The 11,562-nt window shown below is 75.8% G+C and carries 12 protein-coding genes; 6 read left to right on the top strand and 6 right to left on the bottom strand.

Going from position 1 to position 11,562, the window contains the following annotated elements; genetic code table 11:
• On the top strand, positions 1-231 hold the full coding sequence (locus tag V1L54_RS03400; protein WP_330116320.1) for a hypothetical protein: 231 nt from the start codon (positions 1-3) through the stop codon (positions 229-231).
• 219 nt (positions 232-450) lie between these two features.
• Here the strand turns inward: V1L54_RS03400 and V1L54_RS03395 are convergent, their stop codons facing one another.
• From V1L54_RS03395 to V1L54_RS03385, 3 genes are read right to left on the bottom strand one after another with little or no spacing between them, the layout of a single operon-like run.
• Positions 451-1,350: an SDR family oxidoreductase gene (locus tag V1L54_RS03395; protein WP_330116319.1), complete on the bottom strand. Its 900-nt coding sequence runs from the start codon at positions 1,348-1,350 to the stop codon at positions 451-453.
• On the bottom strand, positions 1,351-2,349 hold the full coding sequence (locus V1L54_RS03390; protein WP_330116318.1) for an alpha/beta fold hydrolase: 999 nt from the start codon (positions 2,347-2,349) through the stop codon (positions 1,351-1,353).
• Positions 2,346-3,896, bottom strand: coding sequence for a flavin-containing monooxygenase (locus V1L54_RS03385; protein WP_330116317.1), 1,551 nt, complete (start codon positions 3,894-3,896; stop codon positions 2,346-2,348). The genes V1L54_RS03390 and V1L54_RS03385 overlap by 4 nt, the downstream gene beginning before the upstream one ends.
• Before the next feature lie 181 nt (positions 3,897-4,077).
• Here V1L54_RS03385 and V1L54_RS03380 point away from each other — a divergent pair, with 181 nt between their 5' ends.
• A complete protein-coding gene (locus V1L54_RS03380; protein ID WP_330116316.1) occupies positions 4,078-4,908 on the top strand; it encodes a MerR family transcriptional regulator in 831 nt (276 codons plus the stop codon).
• A 56-nt stretch (positions 4,909-4,964) separates the two neighbouring features.
• The gene (locus V1L54_RS03375) at positions 4,965-6,176 is read left to right on the top strand and encodes an FUSC family protein (protein WP_330116315.1); all 1,212 of its coding nucleotides are present in this window, start codon (positions 4,965-4,967) and stop codon (positions 6,174-6,176) included.
• On the opposite strand, the gene V1L54_RS03370 is transcribed toward V1L54_RS03375, so the two are convergent.
• The gene (locus V1L54_RS03370; RefSeq protein WP_330116314.1) at positions 6,164-6,961 is read right to left on the bottom strand and encodes an exodeoxyribonuclease III; all 798 of its coding nucleotides are present in this window, start codon (positions 6,959-6,961) and stop codon (positions 6,164-6,166) included. The two genes, V1L54_RS03375 and V1L54_RS03370, sit on opposite strands and share 13 nt — an antisense overlap.
• Before the next feature lie 23 nt (positions 6,962-6,984).
• Here V1L54_RS03370 and V1L54_RS03365 point away from each other — a divergent pair, with 23 nt between their 5' ends.
• From V1L54_RS03365 to V1L54_RS03355, 3 genes are all read left to right on the top strand, one after another.
• Positions 6,985-7,464 carry a GNAT family N-acetyltransferase gene (locus V1L54_RS03365; RefSeq protein ID WP_330116313.1) on the top strand — a complete coding sequence of 160 codons (480 nt, stop codon included), beginning with the start codon at positions 6,985-6,987 and terminating at the stop codon, positions 7,462-7,464.
• Positions 7,465-7,577: 113 nt separating this feature from the next.
• Entirely contained in the window at positions 7,578-8,555 is a 978-nt protein-coding gene (locus V1L54_RS03360) for an arylamine N-acetyltransferase family protein (RefSeq protein ID WP_330116312.1), read from the top strand.
• A gap of 92 nt (positions 8,556-8,647) precedes the next feature.
• Positions 8,648-9,421 carry an SAM-dependent methyltransferase gene (locus V1L54_RS03355; RefSeq protein ID WP_330116311.1) on the top strand — a complete coding sequence of 258 codons (774 nt, stop codon included), beginning with the start codon at positions 8,648-8,650 and terminating at the stop codon, positions 9,419-9,421.
• A gap of 393 nt (positions 9,422-9,814) precedes the next feature.
• Here V1L54_RS03355 and V1L54_RS03350 read toward each other — a convergent pair whose 3' ends face one another.
• Complete coding sequence (locus V1L54_RS03350; RefSeq protein ID WP_330116310.1) at positions 9,815-10,474, bottom strand: class F sortase; 660 nt, start codon at positions 10,472-10,474, stop codon at positions 9,815-9,817.
• Positions 10,475-10,479: 5 nt separating this feature from the next.
• Complete coding sequence (locus V1L54_RS03345) at positions 10,480-11,322, bottom strand: DUF4397 domain-containing protein (RefSeq protein ID WP_330116309.1); 843 nt, start codon at positions 11,320-11,322, stop codon at positions 10,480-10,482.
• Positions 11,323-11,562: the final 240 nt, after the last annotated feature.

Below are 11,562 nucleotides of genomic sequence, written 5' to 3'. Positions count from 1 at the left end.
ATGGGCAGGCCGGACAGGCACAGCGAGCGCACGCCGCACACCGGCGACCCCGGGAACGAGAGCGAGATCACCCGCGACCACGGCGAACGGGCCGGGAAGATGTCGGGCACATCCCGCTCCCAGCGGTCCGGACACGGCCGTGAGCGCGACCGCGAGCAGGACGACTGGAAGATCCACCCCCACCAGGACAGCCCCCCGGAGTGGGACGAGGAGGACCGGCCCGACGCCTGAGCGCGTCCTGTCCGGAACCTTTCCCGCCACTTCCGCCGGGCTCGCCCGGAGCCGCCCCTCCGGGGACTCCGGCCACACACCGGAGCACCCGCCGCATCCGTCACGGCGGCGGGCGTCCCGTCCGGCGGTCCACTCCCCGCCGGCGCGCCCCGCACGGCACCGCCCGCCGTGCGGGGCGCGGCGCCGCACCCCGGGCCTCAGTGCTCCCTCAGTGCTCCCTCAGTGCTCCGTGCGGCTCTCCGCACGGGCCTTCTCGTCCGCCGCGCCGCCCGCGCCCACCAGGCCGGTGCGGGTGCCGCCCGCGGCGGCCAGGCGGGGCGCGAAGCGCCGCATCTCGCGCTGCCCGACCCGGCCGACGATCCCGGGCAGGTACCCGCGCACCGCCTGCATGCCGCGCAGCCACCACTGCCCGTAGACGTGGAAGGAGCGGCGCTCGACGCCCGCCGCGATCCGCTCCACGGCCGGTTCCAGCGGGTACGTCCGGTTGGCCGGCCAGGGCAGCCGCCCGCGCAGTTCGCGCATCACCTCGTCCTCGTCGGCGCCGCGCACCATGTCGGTGTCGGTCCAGCTCAGATAGGCCACCCCGACCCGCACGCCCTGATGGCCGACCTCCGCGCGCAGCGCGTGCGCGTACGCCTCCACCCCCGACTTGGAGGCGCAGTACGCGCTCATCATCGGGGCCGGGGTCAGCGCGGCGAGCGAGGCGATCTGGAGCAGGTAGCCGCGCGACTCGAGCAGCGCGGGCAGGAAGGCGCGGGCGGTGGTGGCGCTGCCGAGCAGGTTGACCTCGATCACCCGGCGCCAGGCGGTCTCGTCGGAGTCGGCGAACGGGCCGCCGGCGGCCACTCCGGCGTTGGCCACGACGACGTCCACCGCGCCGAAGCGCTCCCGCACCTCCCGGGCGACCCGGGCCATCGCGGTGTGGTCGGTGACGTCGGCGGGCCAGTGGGCGCTGTCGGTCGGCAGCGACGCGGAGACCCTCGCCAGTTCCTCCGGTTCCAGGCCGACCAGCGCGATCCGCGCGCCGCGCGCCGCGAGGCGGCGGGCGAGCAGCTCGCCCACACCCCGGGCGGCGCCGGTGACCACCACGACCCGCCCCGTGAGGCTGTTGCGTGCCATCTACGACAACTCCTTCTCGTTCTCGGCGGGGCGTGCGGGACGGGCGGAAAGCTCGGAAGGCGCGGAAGACGCGGAAGGCGCACCCCCGGTCAGATGGTCGCGCACCAGGGCGGTCACGGCGTCGGCGACGGCCCGCGGCGCCTCGATCGGGGTCATGTGCCCGAGGCCGGGCAGTACGGTCAGGCCGGTGCAGCCCGGCAGGGCCGCGGCCAGCCGCCGGGCGTGCACCGGCGGGGTGAGGCGGTCCTTCTCCCCGGCCAGGACGGCGGTGGGCAGGTCCAGGGCGGCGAGGTTCGCGTCCAGGTCCAGCACCGCCAGGACCTCCCGGGCCCAGGAGGCGCGCACCTTGCGCGGGCAGGCGTGCACGATACGGGCGCACGCCGCCAGCTGCTCCTTCGTCGTGCCGGGCCCCATCGTCGCGTACCGCAGGACACGCATCCCCAGCGGCGTCACCGGCCCCAGCGGCAGGCTGGAGCCGAGGACCGCCTTCTGGATCCGGTGACGCAGCCGGCCCGCCTTCAGGGGCACCACGGTGGACTCGGCCAGCAGGCCGGAGCTGCCGGTGTTGAGCAGCAGCGCGGCGGCGGCGCGCTCGCGCAGCTCCGGGCGGCCGGCGGCGGCCATGATCGTCATGCCGCCCATGGAGTGCCCGGCCACCACCGCCCGGGCCCCGGCGGCGGCCAGGACGGCGCACAGGTCGTCGGCGAGGGCCTCGGTGGTGTGGCCGCCGGGCCCGGCGGCCGGGGAGCGGCCGTGGCCGCGCTGGTCGTAGACGATCACCCGGTGCTCGTCCGCCAGCAGCCGGATCACCGGCGCCCAGAAGAGCGTCGAGCAGGTCCAGCCGTGGGCCAGGACGACGGTGGGGCCGTCCTCGCGGCCGTGCTCCTCGGCGTGCAGCCGGGAGCCGTCGGCGGATACGACGGTCAGCTCGCGGCGCGGGGCGGGCGGTGCGTACGGTCCGGCGGCGGCCGGGCCGCCGCCCGTCGGCTCGTCGTTCATCGGATCCCCTCCGTGGTGTGCGCCGGCCGGCTGTCCTGGTCCGCGGTACGGGCGGGCGCGCGCAGCACCTCGTACTCGGCCGGATCGACCGCTCTGGTGACCCTTCTGAACTCGGCCGTGGTGCCCGGCCAGACGGTCGTGTTGCGGCCGTTCGCGTCCAGGTACCAGCTGTCGCAGCCGCCGGTGCTCCACACCGTGCGCCGCATGCGTTCCTGGATCCGGTCGTTCCAGGCGCGCACCGCCGCGGGGCGGGCGTCGAGCGCGACCCGGCCGGACCGGCCGGGAGGAGCCGCGGCGGCCAGGGCGTCGAGCCGCCGCAGGTAGTCCACCAGATAGTTGAGCTGGGCCTCGATGATGAGGATCATCGAACTGTTGCCGAGCCCGGTGTTGGGCCCGATGACCGTCATGAAGTTGGGGAAGCCCGCGACCGTGGCGCCGCGCAGCGCCGCCATGCCGTCCTTCCACGCCTCGGCGAGCGTGACGCCGTCCGCGCCGGTGATCCGGTGGGCGATCGGCATGTCGGTGACATGGAAGCCGGTGCCGAAGACCACCGCGTCCGCCTCGGCCTCGGTGCCGTCGGCGGCCACCAGGGTGCTGCCGCGCACCTCCTTCAGACCGGAGGCGACGACGTCCACGTTGGGCCGCGCCAGGGCCGGGTAGTAGTCGTTGGACAGCAGGATGCGCTTGCAGCCGATGCGGTAGCCGGGGGTGAGCCTGGCGCGCAGCGCCGGGTCCCGGACGGCCTTGTGCATATGGCGCCTGGCCAGCTTCTCCACCAGACCGAGCTGGGCCGGGTACCGGGTGAAGGCGCCGACCTGGATCTCGCGGACCAGCCACAGCGCCTGGCGGCGCAGCGCGCCGGTGACGGGCACCCTCGCGTGCAGCCGGCGCTCGAAGCGGCTGGTCTCGCGGTCCAGGCGCGGCAGGACCCAGGCGGGGGTGCGCTGGAAGACGGTGAGCCTGTCCACCACCGGCTGGATCGCCGGGACGATCTGGATGGCGGAGGCACCGGTGCCGATCATGGCGACGCGCTTGCCGCGCAGGTCGTAGTCGTGGTCCCACTGCGCGGAGTGGAAGACCTCGCCGGGGAAGCCGGCCAGGCCGGGGATGTCGGGGATCCTCGGGTCCGACAGCGGGCCGGTGGCCGAGACGAGCATGTCCGCGGTGAGGCTCCCGGACCGGGTCTCGATCTCCCAGCGCAGCGCCTCGGTGTCCCAGCGGGCCGCCAGCAGTTCGGCGCCGAAGCGGAGGTGGGGGCGGAGCCCGAAGGTGTCGGCGACCCGCTCCAGGTAGGCGCGGATGTCCTCCTGCCCGGAGAAGCTCCGCGGCCAGTCGGGGTTGGGGGCGAAGGAGAAGGAGTACAGGTGGGAGGGCACGTCGCAGGCGCAGCCCGGATAGGTGTTGTCCCGCCAGGCGCCGCCGAGGGCGTCGCGGCGCTCCAGGACGACGAAGTCGGTGACTCCGGCACGGCGCAGCCTTACGGCGGCGCCCAGTCCGCCGAAGCCCGAGCCGATCACCGCCACCCGTACGTGTTCCCGTTCGGCCACGCCACCCTCCCGACGCCGGTGCCCCTGCGGGCAGATCATGCCAGCGATCACTGGCACTGTTGGAGAGTAGGGCAGGACCGTACCCATGGGTAGGGGTGCGGAGCGGGAAGTTACCGCCGGTTGCACCCCGCCCCGCCGACCGCGCCGTCCGGCCGGGCCCGTGCCGCATAGGCTTCCGGATGTGGCGGACACGACGGAACGGACGGGGAACGGCGCGGCCGGCGGGGCCGGACGGGCGGAGTACCGCACGGCCGAGCTCGCCGAGGCGGCGGGCATCACCGTGCGCACCCTGCGGTTCTACCGCGAGCGCGGGCTCCTTCCGCCGCCGCGCCGTGAGGGCCGGATCGCCTGGTACGACGAGCACCACCTCGCCCGGTTGCGGACGATCTCCGAACTGCTGGCGCGCGGCCACACCCTCGGCGGCATCGCCGATCTGATCGACGCCTTCGAGAAGGGCCGGGACTCCGGGCGGGCCGCCGAACTGCTCGGCCTGGACGGCGCCCTCGTCCCGCCCTGGTCGGAGGAGACCCCCGTCCGGCTCACCCCCGAGGAGCTGGCCGCCCACTTCCCCGGCGAGGTGACCCCCGAGAACCTCGCCACCGCCCTGCGGCTGGGCTATCTGGCCGTCGACGGCGACGAGGTGGTCCACGTCAGCCGCCGGCTGCTCGACGCCTCCACCGCGCTGGTGCGCGAGGGCATACCACTGGCGGCGGTGCTGGAGGCGGGGCGCGTGGTCCGCGAGCACGCCGACGCCGTCGCCGGCCTGTTCACCGAACTGGTCAGGGACCATCTGCTCGCGGACCTCCACCGGCCGTCCGGCGCCGGTCCGGAGCGGCTCACCGAGGTCATGGACCGGCTGCGCCCGCTGTCCAAGCAGGTCGTCGACGCCGAGGTGGCCCTGGCCGTGGACCGCCGGATCCGCGCCGAACTGGAGAGCTGGTCGCGGCCGGGGGACGGGGCCGGCACCGCGCCGGACGCCGGGACCGGCGCCGCACCGGACGACGGAGCCTGACCGGCGCCCGGGAACCGCCCCGCATGACCCGCCGCCCTCGTGGCACCGGTGTCTGCATGGTGCACACACACTCCCCGGCGCCGCGCGCCCGGGCCGCCGCCGCGCTCCGCGCCGTACGGGCGGAGGTCTCCTGGGCCGCCCGCGCCGCGCGCCGCGCCCGGCAGGGGCCGGGCCGGGAGCGCGACATGGTCGTCCAGTCCCTCAAGGCCGCGCTCGCCGCCCTGCTCGCCTGGTTCGCGGCGGCCTGGCTGCTGCCCGACGCCTTCGCCCTGATGGCACCCTGGGTGGCCGTGGTGCTGGTGCAGGCCACCGTCTACCGCTCGGTGCGGCAGGGCCTCCACCAGACGCTGGCGATCACCGTGGGCACCGTGCTGGCCGCCGCCCTGGTCATCCCCCTGGGCCATCCCATGGCGGCGCTGGTCGTCGTCCTGCCCGTCACCACCCTGCTGGCCAACTGGCCGCGCTTCGGCGACCAGGGCATCTACACCTCCACCGCCGCCCTGTTCACCCTGATCCCGGGCCAGGCGGACTTCGACTCCGCCGTCTCCCGCATCCTGGCGACGCTGCTGGGAACGGCCGTCGGCATCGGCGTCAACGCGCTGGTCATGCCGCCCGTCTACCTGCGCAGCACCCGCGAGGCGGTGGACGACGTGCTCCGCGAGGCGCGGGAGATCGTCACGGACCTCGCCGACGGCCTGGACGAGCCCTGGGAGCGGGCCCGCGTCCGCGGCTGGCACGAACGGGCCCGCCGCCTTCCCCGGCTGATCCGCGGCGTGCACTCCGCGATCGGCTGGAGCCAGGAGAGCCTGCGGCTCAATCCCGAGCGCCGCCGCCGCACCGAGGCGGCGGCGCTGGCGGCGGCGTACGAGGAGACCCTGGACACCCTGGAGGAGATCGCCGACCGGCTCGTCAGTCTGACCCGCACCCTCCTGGAGTCCGCCGAGGAGACCGACGACGGCCTCCGCCCCGGCCACGGCGTCACCCGCCCGTACGCCGACTTCCTGCGGCAGGTCGACACCGCGCTGGGCGCCTACGGGCGCACCGTCACCGGCGACGACCCCGGCGGGGCCCGCGAGGAGCTGCGCGAGGCCGTCGCCGAGGTCCGCGCCGTCCAGGAACGGCTCCACGCCGAGCTGCCCCGGCATGTCGCCGACGTCCCCGAGGGGCTGGCGGTGTTCGGTCCGCTGCTGGCCGAGGCCCGCCGGCTGACCACCTGCCTGCTGCCCCGCGACAGGGACCGGGACCGGGACTCCGGTCAGGGACCGTAGACGACCGTCACCGGCGCGTGGTCGCTCCACCGGCCCGCGTGGTCGGCCGCCCGCTCCACGACCGCCTTCACCGCCCGCTCCGCCAGGCCCTCCGTCGCGAGCTGGTGGTCGATGCGCCAGCCCGCGTCGTTGTCGAAGGCCCGGCCCCGGTAGGACCACCAGGTGTACGGCCCGTCCTGGTCCGGGTGGAGGCGGCGCACGACGTCCGCGTAACCCCCCTCGTCGAGGACCCGGCCGAGCCAGGTGCGCTCCTCGGGCAGGAAGCCGGAGTTCTTCCGGTTGGCCCGCCAGTTCTTCAGGTCCGCCTCCCGGTGGGCGATGTTCCAGTCGCCGCAGACGACGACCTCCCGGCCCGCGGCGGCCGCGCGTTCGCGCAGGGTGACCAGGTACGGCAGGAAGGCCGCCATGAAGCGCTCCTTCTCCGCCTGCCGCTCGGTGCCGACCTCGCCCGAGGGCAGGTAGAGGCTTGCGACGGTCACCCCGGGCAGGTCCACCTCCAGATAGCGGCCGGAGTCGGTGAACTCCGTCACCCCGAAGCCCACCTGCACCCGCTCCGGCGCACGCCGGGTGAGCACCGCCACACCGGCGCGCCCCTTGGCGGCGGCGGGGGCGTACAGCGCGTGCCAGCCGGCCGGCTCGCGCACCTCGTCCGGGAGTTGGCCGGGCTCGGCGCGCACCTCCTGCAGGCACACCACGTCCGCGTCGGTGGCGGCCAGCCAGGGGACGTAGCCCTTCTTCGCCGCGGCCCGCAGCCCGTTCACGTTGACCGTCGAAATCGTCAGCACACCGGGCACCTTACGATGCGGTCATGCGCATCGTGCCCGCCGCCTACGACCACCCCGACGCCGTGAAGCTGAACGACATGGTGCAGCAGGAGTACGCCGAGCGGTACGGCGACGGGGGCGACATCACCCCGCTGGCCCCGGAGATGTTCCGGCCGCCGAACGGGCTGTACCTGATCGCGTACGACGCGGCGGACCGTCCCGTGGCCACCGGCGCCTGGCGGGCCCGGGACTCCGGCGGCGAGGGCTACCGGGACGGCGACGCCGAGATCAAGCGCATGTTCGTGGTCCGCGAGGCCCGCGGGCAGGGCCTGGCCCGCCGCGTCCTGGCCCTGCTGGAGGAGGACGCGCGGCAGGCGGACCGGATCCGGATGGTGCTGGAGACCGGCATCATGCAGCCGGAGGCGATCGCCCTGTACGAGTCGAGCGGCTACACCCTCACCGAGAAGTTCGGGCTCTACCGCTGCCACGACAGCAGCCGCTGCTACGCCAAGCCGCTGCGCTGAGCGTCCCGCCCCGCTCCTCCCGTCACCCGTGCGCCCCGTCCGCCTTGACCTCAAGTCCACTTGAGGTCATAGCGTCGGTACCGCCACCGGCTCGCACAGGGAGGGCAGCCACGATGAAGCGCACCCGTACCCGCACCCGCATCCGTCCCCGTACCGGATTCCGTCCCGGGGCCCGTGCCGGAGTCCGTGCCGGGGCCGGCGCCGGAGAGGTCCGCCACTGGGACGACGGCTCACTGGACCTGGACGCCTACCTGGCCCGGATCGGCCACACCGGGGACCTCTCCCCCACCCCGGCGACCCTGCGGGCCCTGCACCGCGCGCACGTCACCGCCGTCCCCTTCGAGAACCTGGAGATCGTGCTCGGCCGGCCGGTCCTCCTCGGCGTGCCCGCCCTCCAGGACAAGCTGGTGCGCCGGGCGCGCGGCGGGTACTGCTACGAGCACTCCCGGCTCTTCGCGGCGGTCCTGGAGCGGCTGGGCTTCGGGGTGACCGCGCTGTCCTCCCGGGTGGACATGGGGAAGGGCCGGCCCGAGGCCGCGACCCACGCCGTCCTGCGGGTGGCGACCGCCGAGACGGCCCGGACCGGGCAGGTGTGGCTCTGCGACGCCGGCTTCGGCAGCGGCCCGCTGGAGCCGGTCGAGCTGGCCGACGGCGCCGGGGTCGCCACCGGCGGCCGGGCCTTCCGCCTGGAGCGGCGCGCCTCGGGGCTCGGCACCGGGGAGTGGGTGCTGCGCGAGCGGCGCCCGGCGGGCGGGCCGGGCGAGGAGTGGCGCGAGCTGCACTCCTTCGCCCCCGTCCCGCAGTACCCCGTCGACTGGGAGGTGGGCAACCACTACGTCTCCACCCATCCCGACTCCCCCTTCACCGGCCGCCCGGTCGCCCTGCGCAACGGCCCGGACGTCCGCCACCGGCTGTACGGCACCACCCTGGTGTCCACCCGCGCGGACGGCTCGCGCCGGGTGCGGGAACTGGAGCCGCACGAGGCACCCGGGGCCCTGGCCGAAACCTTCGGCATCGTGCTGGACGCGGACGACGCCGGGACGCTCGTCACGGTGCTGGAGCGGCTCTCCGCCGACGGGCCGCGGGACTGACACGGGGGTACGGCGCCGGCCGGGCGGTACCGGGGCGGGCCGCCCGGATAACCGGTGTACCGCCCGCCGTCTCCCGGGTTACCGTCCGGGCGATGACCGAGAACGACCTGCCGCCCCGCCTCACCCGGCTCACCTTCCACGGCCCGCTCTCCGAGGAGCGCGCCGCCCGCATCGTCCGGCGGCTCGTCCGCGCCGGCGCCGCCCGTACCGCCCCCCTGACCGTCCTCGACATCGGCTGCGGCTGGGGCGAGCTGACGCTCCGGCTGCTGGCCGCCGTGCCCCGGGCCACGGCCACCGGCCTCGACACCGACGCGGCGGCCCTGGCCCGCGCCCGCCGCGCGGCGGCCGACCGCGGGCTGGCGGACCGGGTGGAGTTCGCCGAGGAGTCCGCCCGGGGCACCGCCCGCGGTCCGGCCGACGTGGTGCTGTGCGTGGGCTCCGGCCACGCCCTGACCGGTGCCGAACCGCCCGGTCACGTCCCCGCCGCGCTGCGGGAGCTGCGCCGGCTGGTCGCCCCCGGCGGCCGGGTGCTGTTCGGGGAGGGTTTCTGGCAGCGCGTCCCCACCCCCGCCGAACTGGCCGGGATGTGGCCGGGGGCGTCCGCCGCCGACCACCCGGAGCTGGCCGGGCTGGTGGACGCCGCCGTCGCCGCCGGTTTCCGGCCGGAGTGGACCGAGACGGCGAACGAGGACGAGTGGGAGGAGTTCGAGTCGGGTTACCAGGCCGACGCCGAGGAGTGGCTCGCCGCCCACGGCGACCATCCCGGGGCGGCGGCGGTGCGTGAGCGGCTGGACGGCCACCGCGCCGCCTGGATGCGCTACCGGGGTGTGCTCGGGATGGCCTACCTCACCCTGATCCCGGCCTGAATCCTGCCCGTTCCCGCCCGGTCACCGCTCGCGGCCGGTCCCCGCACCGTCCGCGGGGCCGTCCCGCGTACCGTCCGGCACGCCGCCCTCATCCCCGCCCCCGCCCTCCGCGGCGACGGCGTCGGCGACGGCCTGCCAGACCCGCCCGGGGGGGGCCGGACCGGGTCGCCGCCCGGCGACGCGGCCCGGGCGGTGGCCACCAGTTCCCGAAGCTCCGCCAGTCCGGCGCGGCAGGCGGCGCAGTGCCCCAGATGGCATCCGGCGGTGTGCGCCTCCGCGGGGGAGGCGTCGCCGAGGGCGAGGGCGGCCAGGAGCGTACGGTCGCAGCCGTCCATGCCGCCCTCCTCCCTCGTACGCCGCCTCGTGCGCTGTCCCGTGTGCTCCGCCGTGCGGTCAGTCCCGGGCCGGAACGGCGTACACCACCAGATTGCGCTGGTAGCCGCCGCGTTCGCGGTCGTAGGGGGGCGCGCAGGTGACCAGGGTCAGGACCGGCTGCCCGGTGCGCCGGAACACCTCGGCGGGGAGCCGGTCCTTGGCCACGGTCTCCCGGGCGGTCACCTCGTACCGTACGGCGGGGGCGCCGCGGCGGGCTACGGTCACGGCGTCGCCCGAGCGGACCCCGTACAGCTTGGCGAAGGCGCCCAGTTCGCCGGTGCGGTCGTCCACGTGCCCGACGAGGACGGCCGAGCCGGCGTCGGCGCCGGGCGGCGGACCGTAGCGGTACCAGCCGGCCGAGCCGGCGTCGGCGGGGACCTCCACCGTGCCGTCCTCCTCGACCCCCACCGGGCCGACGCGTGCCGTCAGCCCCACCCGGGGGACCCGTATCCGCACCGGCTCGGCCGCGGCCCCGGAGTCCTTCTGGTCGGCCGTCCCGGGCCGGGTGCGGGCGGCGGGACCGGCGGACGGACCGGCCGCGGGCGCCTGGGCCCGCGGCCGGTCGCCGAATCCCTCTGGTGCGGCGGTCCCGGGGGGCCACAGCGCCCAACCGAGCATCCCCAGGACCGCCGCCGCGACGGCCGCGAGCGCGGCCCTCGCCGTACCGGAGGTGCGCACGGCCGTCAGTTGTCCCGTGCGTACCGGCGGCGCGCCACCAGCAGGCCGGCGACCGCGACGGCGCCCGCGGCGCCCCAGCCGAGCCAGGTGGTGGCGGCCTCGTTGGACTGCGCCAGCGCGCCGCTCTCACCGGCGTCCACGCCGGAGGGCGCGGTGTGCATGCCGCTGATCGTCTGGGTCTTCAGCGCCAGGGTGTCCTCCTCGGCGCTGCCCCAGGCGTAGACGACGGTGTTCACGCCCTCGGCGAGCTCCAGGTCGGCGGGGCCGAGGACGACGTCGTCGGTCCCGGCCAGCGCGACGTCGGCGTTCACCGTCCCGGCGGGCACCTCGACCGACTCCTCGTTGGGGTTCTCCAGCCCCTGGATGACCGGGTCGCCGCCCGCCCGGACGTCCACGGCGGGTGCCGCGGCCACATGACGGACGGTCAGACGTGCCTGGCCGGCCGGGATGCCGGAGGTCTCGTTGACGAAGGTGGTGAGCATGGGGTCGCCCTGCGCGCTCAGATGGGCGGCGAGCGTGGCGTTCGCCCCGGCCGGGACCTCGACGCTCTCCTGGAGGGCGGGCTCGCCGTCGGGTCCCTCGCCGTCGGCGAAGACCTCGATGTCGTAGGTGCCCGGGTCCAGGGACTGCGGCTCGGTGAGGGTGCCGGGCTCGAAGTCGGGAAGCAGTTCGTTCCCGTTGGCGTAGACGTCGACGGTCAGGCCGGGGATGGCGTGGAAGACCGACACCATGGCCTTCTCCTGCTGCGTCGGGGCGGCTGCCGCCGAGGCGGGGAAGGCTGCGGTGAGGGCCAGCGCGCACACACCGGCGGCGGTGGCGGCGACGTTCCTGCTGCGCGGGTTCATCATCGAACTCCCTTCGTACGAGCCCCGCTCAACCGCGGGACTCTCACCCCCATTTCCGTGCGAGCGCCCTTCCTGGATGCGCCACACGACGGGTTTCTCGGCACCACTGGTTCTCAACTGCTGTCCACCGGGGCGCCCACCGGCTCCACCGGCCGGCCGCCGTCGCGCCGCCCGCCGCCGTACGGCGGCGACGCCCCTCCCCCGGGACGGCCCGTTCGCGGGCACCTGAGTCAGTATGTGGCG

Origin of the sequence: Streptomyces rubellus (genome assembly GCF_036323805.1) — a bacterium.
Taxonomy (GTDB): domain Bacteria; phylum Actinomycetota; class Actinomycetes; order Streptomycetales; family Streptomycetaceae; genus Streptomyces.
Note: the sequence above shows the minus strand (reverse complement) of the source record. Positions and strands in the feature narration are given on the sequence as shown.